The 18,497-nt window shown below is 33.7% G+C and carries 14 protein-coding genes; 9 read left to right on the top strand and 5 right to left on the bottom strand.

Going from position 1 to position 18,497, the window contains the following annotated elements; translation table 11 throughout:
- Positions 1–397: 397 nt before the first annotated feature.
- From OO775_RS12285 to OO775_RS12265, 5 genes are read right to left on the bottom strand one after another with little or no spacing between them, the layout of a single operon-like run.
- The gene (locus tag OO775_RS12285) at positions 398–1,399 is read right to left on the bottom strand and encodes a hypothetical protein (RefSeq protein ID WP_264847489.1); all 1,002 of its coding nucleotides are present in this window, start codon (positions 1,397–1,399) and stop codon (positions 398–400) included.
- Between the two features lie 11 nt (positions 1,400–1,410).
- On the bottom strand, positions 1,411–2,739 hold the full coding sequence (locus tag OO775_RS12280) for a DUF1735 and LamG domain-containing protein (RefSeq protein ID WP_264847488.1): 1,329 nt from the start codon (positions 2,737–2,739) through the stop codon (positions 1,411–1,413).
- Between the two features lie 4 nt (positions 2,740–2,743).
- The gene (locus OO775_RS12275) at positions 2,744–4,093 is read right to left on the bottom strand and encodes a glycoside hydrolase family 18 protein (RefSeq protein WP_264847487.1); all 1,350 of its coding nucleotides are present in this window, start codon (positions 4,091–4,093) and stop codon (positions 2,744–2,746) included.
- 23 nt (positions 4,094–4,116) lie between these two features.
- Positions 4,117–5,754 carry a SusD/RagB family nutrient-binding outer membrane lipoprotein gene (locus OO775_RS12270; protein WP_264847485.1) on the bottom strand — a complete coding sequence of 546 codons (1,638 nt, stop codon included), beginning with the start codon at positions 5,752–5,754 and terminating at the stop codon, positions 4,117–4,119.
- 26 nt (positions 5,755–5,780) lie between these two features.
- Positions 5,781–8,798 carry a SusC/RagA family TonB-linked outer membrane protein gene (locus tag OO775_RS12265; RefSeq protein WP_373874580.1) on the bottom strand — a complete coding sequence of 1,006 codons (3,018 nt, stop codon included), beginning with the start codon at positions 8,796–8,798 and terminating at the stop codon, positions 5,781–5,783.
- Positions 8,799–9,283: 485 nt separating this feature from the next.
- Between OO775_RS12265 and OO775_RS12260 the strand changes: the two genes are divergently transcribed.
- The 9 genes from OO775_RS12260 to OO775_RS12220 all read left to right on the top strand — a co-directional run bounded on the left by OO775_RS12260 (position 9,284) and on the right by OO775_RS12220 (position 18,491).
- Positions 9,284–10,672 carry an RtcB family protein gene (locus OO775_RS12260; protein ID WP_264847483.1) on the top strand — a complete coding sequence of 463 codons (1,389 nt, stop codon included), beginning with the start codon at positions 9,284–9,286 and terminating at the stop codon, positions 10,670–10,672.
- 550 nt (positions 10,673–11,222) lie between these two features.
- Positions 11,223–12,851, top strand: a complete 1,629-nt coding sequence (locus OO775_RS12255; protein WP_264847482.1) for an acyl-CoA carboxylase subunit beta — start codon at positions 11,223–11,225, stop codon at positions 12,849–12,851.
- A gap of 42 nt (positions 12,852–12,893) precedes the next feature.
- Positions 12,894–13,811 (top strand): hydroxymethylbilane synthase, encoded by a 918-nt coding sequence (hemC, locus tag OO775_RS12250; RefSeq protein WP_264847480.1) that lies wholly within the window; start codon positions 12,894–12,896, stop codon positions 13,809–13,811.
- 105 nt (positions 13,812–13,916) lie between these two features.
- Positions 13,917–14,597, top strand: coding sequence for a carbonic anhydrase (locus OO775_RS12245; RefSeq protein ID WP_264847479.1), 681 nt, complete (start codon positions 13,917–13,919; stop codon positions 14,595–14,597).
- 116 nt (positions 14,598–14,713) lie between these two features.
- Entirely contained in the window at positions 14,714–15,319 is a 606-nt protein-coding gene (locus OO775_RS12240) for a hypothetical protein (RefSeq protein WP_264847477.1), read from the top strand.
- 13 nt (positions 15,320–15,332) lie between these two features.
- Complete coding sequence (locus OO775_RS12235) at positions 15,333–15,878, top strand: hypothetical protein (protein ID WP_264847475.1); 546 nt, start codon at positions 15,333–15,335, stop codon at positions 15,876–15,878.
- Between the two features lie 81 nt (positions 15,879–15,959).
- Positions 15,960–17,177, top strand: a complete 1,218-nt coding sequence (locus OO775_RS12230; protein WP_264847473.1) for a hypothetical protein — start codon at positions 15,960–15,962, stop codon at positions 17,175–17,177.
- Between the two features lie 14 nt (positions 17,178–17,191).
- Positions 17,192–17,473 (top strand): hypothetical protein, encoded by a 282-nt coding sequence (locus OO775_RS12225; protein ID WP_264847472.1) that lies wholly within the window; start codon positions 17,192–17,194, stop codon positions 17,471–17,473.
- A 502-nt stretch (positions 17,474–17,975) separates the two neighbouring features.
- A complete protein-coding gene (locus OO775_RS12220; protein WP_264847471.1) occupies positions 17,976–18,491 on the top strand; it encodes an Lrp/AsnC family transcriptional regulator in 516 nt (171 codons plus the stop codon).
- The last annotated feature ends 6 nt before the right edge of the window (positions 18,492–18,497 follow it).

The raw sequence follows: 18,497 nt of genomic DNA, 5'->3' as shown, positions 1-18,497 counted from the left end.
ACATTTGGTTTTGCCGTTTAATGTATTCTCTTTTTTTAAAAGAACTTCAGGCTTAATATTTGAAAAATACCTCTTCTGTCTATCGAATTTTTCTTTGAAAGGGACCAGAGTGTTCTGTTTGACATTATGTAAGAAACTTTTATTCATTTTTAGAAAAAAATTGTACCAAAAATAGATTTAAAACAGAAAAGCCAACGTATGAGAGGGTATTAAATCCTTTTTTTCGTTATGAAATCCCAAAATCACTTAGTTAAGTTTATATATTCTGATTTTTCTATTTTATATTTGAGAAAATTAAAATTCATCAAATATTTTTACTCTTTTGTTAGATATTCTAAAATAAAAAAGGATTATCAATGAGATAATCCTTCTTAAATAAAATATTAACTAAATATCCCTAAAAAAATTCCATTTCGTAAATATTTATATAATTGCCTGATATGGCTTTAAAATTAGTAAACTTAATGGTTTTGGTCTCTATTGGCTTCTTAAACTGAATAATAAGAGTTTCTCTAAGTTTATCATAAGTATAAGTGCCTTGCTTATAATATTGTTTTTCATCAGGAGAAGCAGAAATATTAACAGAGCCTATTTTATATGGTTGTCCATAATAACTTGATTTTAAAGTAATTTTAACGCCTTTGATTAATTTTTTATCCTCCTGAAATTTTGCTATCAAATAAATATCATCTCTTCTGACATCTATCCACCAATTTTCTGAAAATAACCCATCTTTCAACTTAGATAAATGATTTGGTTGATAATTCGATTCGAAATCATATAACTTTCTATCAATATTCTGTTGCTGTACATCATCAACCACTTCAATATTATCTCCTTCTGGGAAAGGTTCTTCGTCGGTAAATGTTAATTTTATTCGATAAATATCCGATTTATCTTCCGTTTTTATCGGAAAATGAGAAGGCGTTTTGGAGAATATCTTCATCTGTAACAAAATGGTATACTCTTTAGTAATATCCAAATCTTTAAACGCATCTTTTTTCAACGTAACTTTGAATTCCTCACCGCTCTGCATAGAATTTATTTGTGCTTTGTCAATCGTATAACTACTGGTAGGCAATGTGCGTTCATATTGACTCGTAATGGATTCTATTTGTAGCACTGCTGATTCGCCTGCTTGTATAGCTCTTTTACTAAAAGTAGGCGCAAAAGAAAACGAATAATCACCAATAAGCTTTGTACTTGGGTCTCGATTTATTCTCTTCTGTTGCTCAGAAGGCGAAAAAACGACAATAGTATAAGATAAATCAACTGGAGGAGCGTCTATATTCTTTGGAGAGGCTGGTTTTTCTTCTCTTAAAACTTTTAATTCTTCCGTTTCAGGTGTACAATTGGTTGCTATTGTTACAGCCAATAACCCTAATAAATATCTTTTCATAATTTTTTATATTAAAATTCAACTTCTGTATCAAAACTTGTTGTAGGATAACGAAATTCGCTTCCATTATGATGTAAATACCATTTTTCTGGCATTTTTTTGTTGGGATTGGTTGAAGCATTTTTGATAACTCTTTTCTTCATAGAAGAACCTTCATACATTTCGTCAATTTCTTCCCAAGGTTGTTGGTCAAATGGAACGTAGAGCTCAAGTCCGTCCGAGTCAGGTTTTACAAAATATTGTGTGGCAGCGGCTTGTCCTTGTGTAAGGGCTTTACTCCAAAAGCGTATCTCTCGTATATATCCATTGGTAGTCGCATTTCCGAAGCAAACTAATGGAAAATCATTAACTATAATTGGCGAAGGCGAATCAAACATCAATTCTCCATTTACATAAATATTAAGTATAGGACGACCATCTACTTTTTTATACGTCATTGTTACATGATACCATTTGTCTGCTGTTGGGTTACTTCCTGCTGCTTTAAAGTTAAAAGATTCTCCTTTAGCAGTATTGAAAACCAAAGTTGCTGAAGCTCCATATCTCATCAGAAACTTACCATTTGCTTGAATTGTATTCCAGAGCTTAGATTGTGTTGAATTACGTGGATTTTCATACATAAGTCCCCAATTATTTCTCAATTCTGTAAGAGCAATTGAATACTGCATTGTCCATTCTTCCAATTTTACATCTTTTGCATACGATTTGCCTGTAGATTGCGACCGAGTGTCCTGTCCGTATATCATATGAAAAGCTCTGCCATTTATTTTAGCTACTTTTGTTTTAAATGAACGACGAATTAAAAAAATAGAAGTTTCTTTATCTGCTTGTTGAATTACTTTATTATCAACAGGAGCCATTCTCACGGCTACTGCATAATTATTTGACTTAGGTAAATCATTTCCCAAGGCATCTTTCATCGGTTTTACCTTGAAAGATAGTTTACCAGCTGATACTACTTGTCCTTTGGGGACAACTATTTCAAAAGAAGTTCCTGTTTTTGAGACTCCATTGTATGTATAAGTCATTTCATAATTTTCAGTGGGTAATAATTCATAATCGACTCCATTTTTTTTGTTGTATTCTTTAATTGTATTATCATCAATACTAATGAGATAGTACGAATCCTTATCCATAGGATTAGCTATTCTTGCTTTTATTTCTACATCTTGTGCGCTTCCTTCTGCATCTTTTACTTTTATATCAGCAACTTTATTATTTTCCAAAAAAGACACCTGATATGCAGGATTTCCCGAGTTTAAATTTGAATCGGTATTTGGCAATTTTTCACAAGAAAAAGCGAACAAAACTATTATTGCTACTATATATAAATTTTTCATTATTTTATTTTTTGGGTGTTCTTATAATCAGCTCTTCTTTGTATTGTCCATATTCTTGGTCAGTACGCGGATCCATTACTCGCATGGCTTCGCGCATCCAAGCATAGTTTTTATAATTTCTGAATTTTATATGGTTATTATTCATATAATTAGAAAAACCAATATCTCTCGCTGTAGTTGCAAAATCAAGTTCTCCTTTGTATGAAGATACGCCTCCATTTTTGGTTTTATAAGCCTTTGCTTTATCTATTATCAACGTAAATTGTCCTTTCTCAAACTCGGCAGTAGAAGATGCCCTTGTAGCAGGAGGATAGTATTCAGGAGTGCGACTACCTTTATCATTTGCTGTCCAACTGCTTAAATAATTAGAAAAAGTATCTACTCTTCCATAATCTTGCATTACATATTTGTCAAAATATTTATCCATTTCTTTTGTCATTTGAAAGAACTGCCCATCGAATAACAAATAGAATTTTTTATCCACAGCATTATGTTTTTCAAAATATGGTTTATACTTTTTGATATATTCTTTTTCTTTTTCGTGATATTCTGCAAAATTTTCATCAAACAAATTCCGAAGATGTGTTTTTCTTTCATCTCCTTCATATCTTGCACCAAAATATTTTCCTAATTCTTTAATAAAAGTAATCATATTGGCGTGATATCCATTTACAGGCATATAAAGTGGATTAGTACTAACAAATTCGGCGTATCCTGCTCTACTATGATTTCCTATGGTAGGCTCCCAATCAATGTCAAAACCATCAAAATTCAAGGCTATGATATGACGAGCCAAATCACGAGCGTATATTTGTACTCGTTCCGTTTCTTTTTCTGCCGTTATTTCTCTACCATACTTCTTTATAAAAAGTTCCAAACCACCAGGTAATCCTTGCCCTACGTTAGATACTTGATAGCAGGTTACTACTTTACTTCCTTTTTTATGAAAAATATCTAAATCAAACTTCTGATTTTCAGTCAACTCTTCGGGTTCTTTTGCATATCCTCCCCAAATAGCTATTGCAGTAGTAGAATCTGGAATAGATTGCAACCATGATTTGTCAATTCCTTCAACTGCTACCCAACCAGCCCAAAACATATATGAAAAAGGTTTTTCTCCTTTCCAAGATTTTTGTTTATAATCGGTAAGCATTTTATAATAAGCCTCCCATTTCTTCTCTTGCTCAGCTTCTGCTTCTGCTTTAGCTTTTGCTTCTTGTTCAGCAATAGATTTGGAACGTTCCGCACTTGCTTTTGTATAATCTTTTTCTAAATCTAAGGGTTCTGTTTTTACACAACTCCATATAGTCAGCATCAGGACTAAAGCCCCTCCTATTAGTTTTATTGTTCTCATTTTTTTACTTTTAGTTAATTTTTCTATCTTGTACTTGGGTTTACATCCCACCACAGATGCGCATTACAATCATCAATGGCTCCTGGTCCAAGCAATTGTACTCCCTTGATAACATTTTCTTTATTCACTCCTTGATATTCAGATTGAGGATAAATGGCTCTTCTTACGCCTTTTGTTCTTCCATCAGGCGAAATAATTGTATTCCCGTGAATAGCATCTGCATTGTAAGCTACGGGTTTTATTTGTCTTGGATACCCTGTTCTACGCCACTCTGTCCAAGCTTCATGTCCGTCAGGAAAAATAGCCAAATATTTTTGAGTAATTATTTTCTCCAATTTATCTTCATTTGTACCTGTGTATTGCGTAGTTATGGTAGCAGGTGCTCCTTGATTATTTTTAGAATCAAGAGGATCAACATAGTCCGAAGGTTTATTCGTATTGTTAATATAAGAATTATCTGTTACACCATTTTCACGGAAACTAAGTTCAATTCCTTCTTTGTAAAGAGCTTCATCTGTTTTTGTATCATTCGTAAGTCCAAAAAGTTTTGCTTCAGCACGAAGGAAATATACTTCAGAGGCTTTCATCACATAAGTTGGTGTATTTTCCTTCACATTTGGATAACCAAAACCTAAATACTCTTTTGCTCCTTTAAATCCAGCACGAATACCTTGTAATTCAGTTTGATTTATATAACCATCGGGTTTTTGTTCAGGATTTAATGTAAAATACACTTTCATTCGTGGGTCATTATATCCTTTAAGATATGACAAAATAGTCGCTCCCATACGTGCATCTTTATAATTATTAGCTATTAATTCCAACGAATTCAGTATAATAAGTCGCTCATTGGTTTGTAATTTTGCCATATCGTCTATATTTTCCATTACACCGCCTTCCAAAGCTGCTTTTGCTTCCTCACTGGCTTTAGCTTGATTTACATAACGAATACGCACAGCCATTCGCAATCGGATTGAGTTGGCAAACTTGATCCATTTATTTAAATCACCATTAAAATAATAATCACTTTCTTTGATACTTTCGGGCAAGGTGTAAGATTCTTTATAATCCTTCAAATAATCAGCCGCTTCCTTCAACTCACTAAATAAAAGATTATAAATATCTTCAACAGAGTCATATGGCACTGAAACAAGACCTTTTCCTTGATTGGAAAGAGGTAAAGGTCCAAACATATCTGTCGCCCGAAGCATGCCCAAAGCTCTACATATCATGACCATTTGATATATAGCTTTATAGGTAGCATCATTAGGGTCTTTATCTATTGTATTAGTTTTTATTTGTCGCCAAGAAGCTATAATGGAACTAAACATTCCTGTATAATTACCATTCATCCACCAAGGTGCCATATAACCTGTAATCATTGTTCTCTCACCATTCCATTTATTGATAGGAGGAGCCATATAACCTATATAACTATCTCCCATCATATTGATAGATGTCTGATAAAGATTTGCTCCGCCAACAACACGTGTAGGAATAATTTGATTTTGAATACTACCCAAATATCCTGAAATATTAACTCCATCTCGCTCTGCTTGTTTTTGCGTGGGATTAGTAGGATTGGTGTTTATTTCTTGAAAATCTTTGGTACAAGCCATAGTCATCAAAGATATTATACTTATAAAAATCCTATTTTTCATTTGTTTGATTTTTAGTTAAAATTAAATTATAAAGAAGCCTTAATTGAGATACCAACACTACGTAATGATGGCATTCGGAAAAAATCAGGTGAATTTCCATAACTTCCTTCACCCGTAGTATTTACTGTTGATTCTGGGTCGAAAGGTGCTCTAAGATACAACATAGCTAAGTTATATCCTGTAACAGAAATACTTAACGATTTTAGCCATTTAGCATAATTGAATTTTTCAACAGGCAAACGATATGTAAGAGAAGCTTCTTGTATGCGTACATTTGTACCATCGTATGTGTAATAGATTGGTAAACTTACACCTCCATTAGCAATGGTTTGATAATACTTACGTGCATTGTAAGTAACTCCATCTATGACAACACCTCCTGCATCACGAGCATCGGCAGTTGCTTTGGATACTCCATATTGATCCAACCAGGCTTGAGTACGTGATTGAACTACACCACCAAATCGACCATAAATCATCATATCTAATGACAAATTCTCATAAACTTTAAAACCATTACGCCAACCAATTGTAAAATCGGGATTAGAATCTCCAATCAAATATTCACGTGTATTATCTATTTCAAAAGTTCCTTTACCAGAATCTATCAATCTTCCATCAGCTCCACGTTTTAGTATTTTATCAACAATAACTGCTGTCATAGAACCTCCTTCACGAATATTTCCTACCTCAGTAATATCGAAATATGTATTGTCTATCGGATTGAGATAATTACGAGCCAATTCTTTTACTACATTTATATTTTTAGTAAATGTAACACTACTATTCCAAGCAAATTTACCAAAATCTTTATCAAAACTCAAAGAGGCTTCTATACCTTTATTCTCTATATTACCTGCTTGCAACCATAGGTTATTGTATGTACTTGATTCAGGTAATTTATAGGAAAGTAATTGATTAAATGTATTTGATTTGTACAAAGTTACATCAAAACTCAAAGCATTTTTCAAGAATTTCGCATTAAAACCTACTTCATACGATTTTGTTCTTTCCGCAGTAAAATCAGGGAATGGATAATCTTTATCAGGACTTACACCAGTACCTGTAAAACCAAACGTACGTGTATAAGGAGTAAATCCTTCTCTGGAAATAGGCGAACCCACTTCAGTATATGACCCTCGTATTTTCAAATAAGAAAGCCATTGTGGCATTTTTACATATTCGGAAACTACTGCCGAAAGTCCTACTGAAGGATAGAATATAGCCTCATCTTTGGTATTAACTAATTGCGAAGCCCAGTCCGTACGCCCTGTAAGTGTTAAAAATAACCGGCTTTGAAATCCAATTTCAGCACTCCCAAATACAGCAATATTGCGTATATGACTATTTGTTTGTACTTTTCCTCCTTTAGGGTCTAAGTTATTAGCTGAAAAGAAATTAGGCAAAATATGTAACCAACCTCTAAATCCAGCTGTTTTATTGATATTATCATCATAAGATGCTCCTAAGTTTGCTGTAATATTAACCAAATTGCGTTCAACACCATCTTTGGTTATAAATGTCCCCATATCTTTATTGATATTGAGTATTAAATCAGCATATGTTTGGTTAATAGTTCGAAGCGTATATCGCCATTCACCTCTTTTTCCAACACCTGTACTTTGGTCTGATGTGGCATAGGCTCTCATCTCGCCTTCGCCTTGGGTATTATCAATTCGTACACGACCTGATATATTCATCCAATCTAAAATATCATATGTTAATGAAGCTCCGTACATATTACGTTTTCTTTTCTCAAAGAATATTTGACGATTGATATTCCAATACGGATTCTCTTTAACCACTCCATTAGAAACATTTCTCACATACGGATAGTACTGTTCATATATTTTTCGAGAAGGATTCCAACGTTCCCAGGCTTTGAGTTCCTCAAAGTTATCTCCACGTGGAAATAAGTAAAGTGATGTCAATGGATTAAAAACTCCTCCTTGTGAATACATATTTTGATTTCCTTGCAAAATGTAACTTGCCGAAAGGTCTAAATGAACCTTATTATTGAAAAAATGAGAAGTATTCCTTCCTGTGAAATTATGACGATAATATCCATTGGTAGGAATAATTCCTTTTGAATCTGTTGAGGCAAAAGATGCAAATGTTTGACTTTGAGCATTACCAATAGATAAATCCACAGAATTATTATGTACGACCCCTACACCAAAAAAATCTAATGGATTATACGAAGTTGGTTTAGTTAATTTTGTACCCCAACTTGTCTCACCATCACTCCCATATGTATTTTGAAATTCGGGTGTGATAAAGGGGGTCAATAATTCAATTTTCGAATTAAAATTAACAGCCATTTTTCCTTCTTTTCCCTTTTTAGTGTTAATTATAATTACACCATTAGCTGCCGCTGCTCCATAAAGCGCTGCCGCAGAAGGTCCCGTAAGAACATTGATACTTTCTATATCTTCAGGGTTAAAGTCCGAGATGCTTTCACCTCCTCCAGGCGTTCCGAAATCACCTCCACTTGAAGCCGATGAAGCATTGTTAATAGGCACTCCATCAACTACATAAAGAGCATTATTTTGCCCACTGATAGACTTAGCCCCTCTCATAATTACCTTAGTTGCACCCCCAACTCCCGAAGAACTACGTTGGATATTCACCCCAGCAACTTTACCATTCAAACTATTAACAAAGTTAGCATCTTTGACACGAGTAAGTTCTTCAGATTTTACTTGTTGCACATTATAACTAAGTGCTTTTTCTTGACGCTTGATACCCAAAGCTGTTACAACCGTCCCTTCTAACTCTTGCACTTCCTCCTTTAAAAGGATATCAACAACTATTTTATCTACTCCCGTAATTTTCCTCTCTTGTGAGAAAAATCCGATGGAACTAAACACTAATACATCATTTTGCTTTGCTTCAATAGAATATTTTCCATCAAAGTCTGTAGCAACTCCCTTAGATGTATTTTTTATCAATACACTTGCTCCAGGAAGTGGAACACCTTTCTCATCAGTTACTTTACCTGTAACTGTAACTTGTGCCGATATTGAACAAACACATGCCATCATAAACAACACAAGTGATATGAATTTTTTTTTATACATAAATATTTGATTTTGTTGTTTGAATTTAAAATTATGAGGCAAATGTACAACATATATACAAATAAACAAAATAAGACCTTAAATATTTCAAAAAAATCATTTAATTATTTATCAAAAATATTTCTAATATTTAAATTTATTGCGTTATATTTTTCTATAATATAAAATTAATACTCCTTTTCGTTTCAAATAAAATGCATTTTCATATTATTTTTTTACAAAAAAAAATTTTACTAATTTAAATATTTGTGTCTAACTTACATATAAATAGAAAAAGCCTTTTTAGTGTTTATCAATGAGCAAATTCAGGTACAAGAGGTAAATATATAGTTAGTTTTTACTTTCAAAAACTAGTTACACCGATTGATTTTTTTCATTTTTTTTCATTTACGCAAAAAGAATGCATTGTAGCTTTGTAACTTTGCCCCGCAAAATTAAAAACAAACCTGATGAAAATAGATGGAAATTATATTGTAAAACTTGGGTATCGTCCCGCTAAGTGGTTCAAAGAAGCCTTACTTTATATCAATCAAAACGACCTGAATGAGCAACAAATAGCTTTGTATTTGGAACAATATCGTAGCCCTGACCCTTTGGAGTTATTGACCACGCACGCACCTCTTCACATCAATATTTCTGCTGAAAACCCAATAGAACAAGAGAACGTGAATCAGGTAATTAGCACAATGAAAACACTCTTGCGAACCCCAACGATGGTTGCCGGAGCTATTATGCCCGATGCTTGTCCGACAGGAAGCAATGGAACAATTCCTGTGGGTGGTGTAGCTGTAGCTCGCAAGGCAATTCACCCGGGTATGCATAGTGCCGACATTTGCTGTTCGGTAATGCTAACCGATATTGGAAAAATTGACCCAAAACGTGTCTTAGATGCCGCACACCAAAGTACGCATTTTGGTATTGGAGGTCGAGCGCGCGGGAAACAATTCAAACTCACTACCGAACTTGAAGATTTGTTCCGCCAGAATATTTTTTTGAAAGAAGACCGGACAATCAGCATCGCACGCGAACATCTTGGAACACAAGGAGACGGAAATCATTTTCTCTTTGTAGGTATTTCAAAAATGACAGGTAATACAATGCTTATCACTCATCACGGGTCGCGAGCGCCTGGTGCTATTCTTTTTGACAAAGGTATGAAAGTTGCCGAAGGTTTTCGTCGAGAAATTTCTCCTGATACACTCAAACAAAACGCTTGGATTCCTTTCGACACAGACCAAGGAGAGCAATACTGGAACGCTCTGCAAGTGATTCGCAAATGGACAAAACTTAACCACGAACTCATACATGACGCCACACTTGCCACTCTTGCGTTACAAGCACAAAATCGATTCTGGAACGAGCATAACTTTGTTTTTAGAGATGGTGATTTGTTCTACCACGCCAAAGGCGCCACCCCGCTTGACGCCCAATTTCTACCCGACGCTACAAGTTCGTTGCGACTTATTCCACTCAATATGGCGTCGCCTGTGTTAATTGTTCAGGGACAAAAGCAGGCGCATAACTTGGGGTTTGCTCCACACGGAGCTGGGCGTAATATGAGTCGTTCCCAACACAAAAAATCAAAAGCAGACCAAACCATTCAAGATATTTTCAAAGAAGAAACATTTGGGCTTGATGTGCGTTTTTACAGCAACGAAATTGACATTTCTGAGTTGCCAAGTGCTTACAAAAATGCCGAAACTATTCGCCAACAAATGCAGCAATTTGATCTAGGACAGATTGTTGATGAAGTACTTCCTTATGGGTGTATTATGGCTGGTGATTGGCAAAAAAATACTCCTTGGAAGTCAAAAAAAAACGTAACAATTCGTAAATAGTTTTGTAACAGAGATTCACAGCTGTGTATTTTATAAACTGAGTATAAAACAACCAAGATACAGCTGGGTATTTCATAAATTGAATACAAAACAATCAAGATACAGGTGTGAATTTCATAAACTGAGTACAAAACAACCAAGATACAGCTGTGAATTTCATAAACTGAGTATAAAACAACCAAGATACAGCTGTGAATTTCATAAACTGAGTACAAAACAACCAAGATACAGATGTGAATTTCATAAACTGAGTATAAAACAACCAAGATACAGGTGTGAATTTCATAAACTGAGTATAAAACAACCAAGATACAGATGTGAATTTTATAAACTGAGTATAAAACAACCAAGATACAGATGTGAATTCGTTGAATTTGTATAAATTTATTCCATTTTCTATAAAATTTGCTTGCTTAGAGTGTTGGCTTAAAAATAATTCATTACTTATCAGCTAACTCTCAATGCAAACAAGCATCTTGTTTTTGCTGTTCGACAAGTAAAATTATTTTTTATAGAAAAAAATGTATCTTTGCATTCTGAAACCGAAAAAATGAATTTAGAATTTAACAAAAATGAAGATTTCAACAAGTTAGCCCGCGATGAAGTACAACGTCGATTACAGAAAATAAAACTTGGCGGTGGAGAAAAAGCGATTGAAAAGCTACACTTACAAGGGAAGCTCACAGCACGCGAACGCATTGACTATCTATTGGATAAAAACAAACCTCGCTTAGAAATTGGTGCTTTCGCAGCCGATGGCATGTACCAAGAATACGGTGGTTGTCCCTCGGCGGGAGTGGTTGTTGAAATAGGTTTTGTAAGCAATCGGCAATGTATCGTGGTGGCCAACGATGCCTCAGTCAAAGCAGGAGCTTGGTTTCCGATGACTTGCAAAAAAAACTTGCGTGCGCAAGAGATTGCCATCGAAAACCGATTGCCGATTATTTATTTGGTCGATAGTGCTGGTGTATTTTTGCCTTTGCAAGATGAAGTTTTCCCCGACAAAGAGCATTTCGGACGCATTTTTCGCAACAACGCACAAATGAGCAGTTTGGGCATTACACAAATTTCGGCTGTTATGGGAAGCTGTGTCGCTGGAGGGGCTTACCTGCCCATTATGAGCGATGAAGCCCTGATTGTTAATAAAACAGGAAGTATTTTCTTGGCAGGAAGCTATCTGGTCAAAGCAGCCATAGGCGAAGAAGTTGATAACGAAACACTGGGCGGGGCTACTACACATTGTGAAATCAGTGGCGTTACCGATTATAAGTGCGAAACCGACCACGATGCTCTTGATGTTATCAAAAAAATAATAGATAAACTAGGCGATACACCCAAGGCAGGTTTTAATCGAACAAAACCAGAAAAACCCTTGCATAATCCCGAAGAAATTTATGGCATTTTACCGCAAAGCCGTACCGAACCCTACGATATGAAAGAGATTGTCTTACGCTTGGTTGATAATTCTGATTTTCAAGAATATAAACAAGGCTACGGACAAACTATTTTGACTGGTTATGCCCGCATTGATGGCTGGGCTGTAGGCATTGTAGCCAATCAGCGCAAAGTTGTCAAAACCAAAAAAGGAGAAATGCAAGTCGGAGGAGTTATCTATTCAGATAGTGCCGACAAAGCTACTCGATTTATTGCCAATTGCAATCAGAAGAAAATTCCGCTGGTGTTTCTGCAAGATGTAACTGGCTTTATGGTTGGTTCAAAATCAGAACACGGAGGCATTATCAAAGATGGTGCAAAGCTCGTCAATGCTGTTGCCAATTCGGTTGTACCCAAATTCACAATCATTGTAGGAAACTCATACGGAGCTGGCAACTATGCGATGTGCGGCAAGGCTTATGACCCACGATTGATCGTAGCTTGGCCTTCGGCAAACTTAGCTGTTATGGGAGGCGTACAAGCAGCCAAAGTGTTGTTGCAAATAGAAACTGCTACACTCAAACGAAAAGGTGAGACCCTTTCTAACGAAAGAGAAAAACAACTCTTAGAAGAAATCACAGCCAAATATCAACAACAAACCACTCCTTACTATGCCGCTGCTCGACTTTGGACAGATGCAATTATAGACCCCCTCGATACTCGAAAGTGGATTTCAATGGGGATTCAAGCGGCAAATCACGCTCCCATAGAACAGGCATTCAGTTTAGGCATAATTCAAGTATGATAATCATATTCTTTTCATAAAATAAACTTAGCAACAAAAGCAATGACTCGAAGAACAATCAGAATAGGTACGCGCGATAGCCAATTGGCGCTTTGGCAAGCTCAATTAGTGGCCGACAAACTTCAAAATCTCGGATATAATACTGAAATAATTTCTGTAAAATCAGAAGGCGATCTGCTTGATGAAAAGCCTCTGTATCAATTGGGAATCACAGGAGTTTTCACTCGTACTCTCGATATGGCGATGATAAAAGGAAACATTGATATCGCCGTACATAGTATGAAAGATGTCCCCACTACGCTTCCCGAAGGAATTGTACAAGGAGCTGTGTTACAACGTGCCAATGTTTTTGATATTTTAGTATATAAAAATACCCTCGACTTCTTAGAACAACCACAAGCAACTATCGCCACAGGAAGTTTAAGACGTAAAGCACAATGGCTCAATGCATATCCAACACATCAGGTAGTTAATTTGCGCGGTAATGTCAATACACGCTTGCAAAAACTCGCTGATAATCCGTGGAATGGTGCTATTTTTGCTTTTGCAGGGCTTGACCGATTAGAGAAAATTCCGCAAAACCACTTAGTGCTAAACTGGATGACTCCTGCACCAGCACAAGGTGCTATACTTGTAGTAGCTATGGAAAAGGATTCGTTTGTACGGGAAGCCCTTGAACAAATACATCATCAACCAACAGCTATTTGTACCGATTTTGAACGTCGATTTCTAAAAAAACTGGAAGGAGGTTGTACAGCTCCCATTGGTGCATATGCACATATCGAAAAAAATACGTTGCACTTTGTAGGCAACTTGTTTTCGCTCTGTGGTACACAGAAAATAGAAGTTCGCAAGCAAATTCCTCTCGACAATATCAATACCACACCCGAAGACTGCGCTCTATTTGTTCTACACAATGGTGGCGCTTCTATTCTGAAAGAAATAACAACCGGGCATTGATTGTCATAAGATAAATTCAGGCAATAATAATATACAAATACATCGAATATCAATTCTTTTATTAAATAGTATCAAATAGAAATAATAACAAAATCAAACGATAGTATGTCTCACTCATATAAGAAAATATTTGACAATAACAGAGAATGGATTGCTCAAAAACTACACGAAGATGCCGATTTTTTTGAAAAAATGAATGAAGGACAATCTCCCGAATATTTATACATTGGGTGTTCTGATAGTCGTGTAACCGCTGAAGAACTCATGGGGTTAAAACCTGGTGAGGTATTCGTACATCGTAACCTTGCTAATATGGTCAATGCTTTGGATATGAGCGCAACTTCGGTAGTGAATTATGCCGTTAGTAATCTTAAAGTAAAACACATTATCGTATGCGGACATTATGATTGTGGCGGTGTAAAAGCAGCTATGGAATCTAAAAATTTTGGAATTTTAAACCCTTGGCTACGGAATATTCGTGATGTATATCGCTTACACAAAGACGAACTCAACAATATTGAAGATCAACATCAGCGCTATAATCGGCTCATTGAACTGAACGTAGAAGAACAATGTATCAATGTTATCAAAATGGCTTGTGTGCAAGAACGCTACATAGAAGAACACTATCCTATGGTACATGGCTGGGTTTTTGACATAAAAACAGGAAAACTCATTGATTTGAAAATTGATTTTGAAAATATTCTCAAAGATGTTCAAAAAATTTATGACCTTACCAATTCGGAATGGACAATGTCCAAACGCTTTAATAAAAATTTGAAATAAAATAAGGAACAAATTTAAGAAAGCAACTTGGATTTTGGAACTTAAAAATCTTAACCCCTAACCGACAAATAGAAAATGGAATCATTTGTAAAGTCATTTATTTTCACAATTCTATCTTGTGTTATTTTTTTATCGACGCTGCAAATTCAGGAGGAACTTTTGGTTGGCTGGGAGCTATAATACTGATGCCACAAGTATTTATTTTGTCATTTTTGCTTTTTTTCTTATATTTCAAATTTGTTGATAAAATATTACCAGTTATCATAGGTTATGTTGTTATATTATTTCTGATGTATGGAAACGATTGGTATTACTCAATAAGACAGCTAACAGAGGCTGAAACCTTACCTAAAAGAGAGGTTTATTACTATTTTGGTACTAGCTATTTCACAACAGAAAAAAGATATAAGTATCGTGAGCATATTGAGCTTGAAAACACGAACCTAATCGAATATCCAATGGTTGAAGATGTATATTTTAATCAAAACAACGAATTTATTTACAGTCGAACACTTTATTTCAAAAAAAGATTAAAAGAATTTATCAAATTGGATAGTAACGGAAATCAAAAAGATTCTGTGGTTTATAGTGATGATTCTTTTGTTTATGATGATAAAAGTGTAGATTTTGAAACAAATTCGTATTCTAATTGGTTAAATTCAGGAGATACGACATCTGTAAAAATAAAAGTTTTGAATCAAGATTTTTCGTTTTCTCTTTGAACAAGAAGAAGAGTTGATAGCAACAATTTCAAAAAGAACACCAAAGCCTGTTTGGGAATTTGGTACTCGCATTGATACTTTGCGATCTGGTCTTGGAGATCATTCTATCGAAATATTATTCAAACAAAATGATGAGTTATATATTTTTCATTCCATAAGAGATATATATTACGATTATAAAATTGAAAAAATTAAAGGAAATAAAGATTTTTTAGATAAAAATTTTCCAATAGATGTACATTCAATGTATCCCATATCAGAAAAAATGCCTTTTTCGTCTGTTTTTACCAAAAAAAGTCTTTTTAGAGATGATTATTGGTCTGGCATTCTTTATTCTAAAATTCCTTTGGGAAAAGACACTTTATATATCGCTACTGAAAGTTATTTGGATGATAATAAAATTCAAGCTGCTTACACCAAACATAGCGATGATGTAGAACAAATAGAAAGTTTTGCAAATATCACCCTTTATAGTAACAAAAATATCAATTATAAACTCCTTAGAATTAAGGATAATTTTTTTATAGTTAAAAATCGAGAGCTTCGATTCACAATTTAGTTTCAAGTGCTTAGTAGTTATCATTAAAAAAGTTATACGCTTTTCGCTATACATTAAACCCTTAAATACTAAATCTAAAAAATGAAACCATTCATAAAATCACTAATTTTTACACTTTTGATTAGTGTAACAATATTTTCTTATTTTGTAAATTCAGGTGGTTATGGTTGGGTGATTGCTCTAATAGCTACGCCTATAACTTTTGTGATATCATTGATACTTTTTTTCTTTTATTTCAAATTTATTGATAAAATACTACCACTTATCATAAGTTATGTAGCTATATTATTTCTGATGTATGGAAGCGATTGGTATCACTCAATAAAAGAGCAAATAGGCATGCAAAACTTCTCTGAGCGAGATTCTTACTATTATTTTACAGAGTTAGATTATAATTACCTGTTTAGCGACCCAAAATATCTTACAACGGAAAAAAGACATAAATATTATGATGATATTCAGCTTGAAAATACGAACCTGATCGAATATCCAATAGATGAAGATATATATTTTAATCAAAACAACGAATTTATTTACAGTCGAATACTTTATTTCAAAAAAAGATTAAAAAAATTCACCAAATTGGATATTAACGAAAATAAAAAAGATTCTATATATTACAGCAATGAAGCCTTTATTTATGATGATAAAATCGTAGATTTTGAAACCAATTCGTATGTTAATTGGCTGAATTCCGATGACAAAACTTCCATAAAAATAAAAATTTTAAACCACGATTTTTCTTATCCTGTTGAAAAAGAGGAAGAATTGCTGGATAAAATCATTAAAAGCACTCTAAAACCTGTTTATTCTTATTTATATTTAGATACACTTACATATGACAAAAAATATGATGATCAATACAAAGTTCTATTCAAACAAAATAATGAATTATGTATTTTCTATACCACCAAAAAAGTTTATCCAGTTATTGAATATTATGAAAAAAATGAAGACTTTTTAAATGAAAAATTCCCAAAAGATGTACATTCAATGTACCCCATATCAGAAAAAATGCCTTTTTTGTCTGTTTTTATCAAAAAAAGTCTTCTTATAGATGATTTTTGGTATGGAATTCTTTATTCCAAAATTTCTTTAGGAAAAGACACTTTGCGTATCGCTACTGAAAATTATTTGAACGACAATAAAATTCAAGCTGCTTACACCAAACATAATGATGAAGTAGAAGAAATAGAAAGTTTTGCAAATATCACCCTTTATAGTAACAAAAATCTTAATTATAAACTCCTTAGAATTAAGGATAATTTCTTTATAGTCAAGGAACTAAACAAGGAATAAAAATCACTTAAAAAATGAATAAAACAGGAAAAATTTTAATGGTAATAACTTTAATTATATCTTGTATGAAACCAACAGATAATAATATAATATGGACAGCCAAATACAATTTTGCTAATTTATACGGACAAAAAGTGTATAATAGCTATTTTAACACAGGTGCTGCTATTGAAATAGAAGAATTTTTATATACCAAAAAAGGAGAAAATTTTAAATTCTATCGTTATAAGAATTTTGTTTACGATTTTGACTATTCAAAAGCGATTTACTTTTCTTATGACTATGGAAAAACTTAGAAAGAACACAATATTCCAGATTTTTCAAAGCCCACCCGTGTTATAGGTTTTTACAAAGATGAATTTTTGGTAACCGAAGGTATTTTTTAAGGGCGACTCTCCTAAAAGTGGCGGACGTATTATGGTATAAAACACTGATATTGGGAAGAACTTGAAGGAAAAGGAAATTATATAAATGGTTTGCGAGATGGATTTTGGGAACTTGAAAGAGGTAATACAGGTGATTTTATACTGAAAAAGGTTATTATAAAAAAGGTGTTGAGATTAAATAAAACTCTTTCTTCAACAATACTTCAATAATAAAGCTATATAGTTATTTTTGCAAAATCAAGTAATTACTTAATTTTGTTAGTGAAGTATTGAAATAACAAAAAAACAATATACATTTTATCTAAAAATAAGTTTCTATTATTCAAAAAAGTAAAAAAAATATTCCAAAAAAATTTGGACATTTAAGAAAAACATTATACTTTTACCACTTGAAAATTAAATATAACAAAATATGCTTACACTAGATGTTGTAGATTTAATTCTTTTAAATGAATTACAAAAAGATAGCAAACAATCTATCAAAAAATTGGCTGAAAAGGTGAATTTGTCAATTACACCTGTACACGAACGCATCAAAAAATTAGAAAGCACCAATGTTATTGAAAAATATGTAGCTGTTGTCAATGCTGCTGCGTTAGGCAAAAAATTGGTTGCTTATTGTCAAGTAAAACTTATTCGTCATCAAGAAGAACTCTTCAATCAATTTGAAGAATACATCAGTAATCTTGATGAAGTTTTAGAGGCTTCATATATGGCTGGTGGATACGATTTCTTGCTCAAACTTATCTTGAAAGATATGGAAGATTATCAAAACTTTGTTGTACATAAAATATCCAAATTAGACATTATTTCAAATATCCAAAGTGCTTTTATCATTAGAACTATCAAAAACACATCAATGATTAAAATGATGATTGATGATAATCGATATCTTGAAGGGAAAGGATTTATAGGACATCAATTATAAAAACTC

This window comes from Capnocytophaga catalasegens (assembly GCF_026005215.1).
In the GTDB taxonomy this organism is placed as follows: Bacteria; Bacteroidota; Bacteroidia; order Flavobacteriales; family Flavobacteriaceae; genus Capnocytophaga; species Capnocytophaga catalasegens.
The sequence above is the reverse complement of the archived record's forward strand: the minus strand, read 5'-3'. Positions and strand labels throughout refer to the sequence as shown.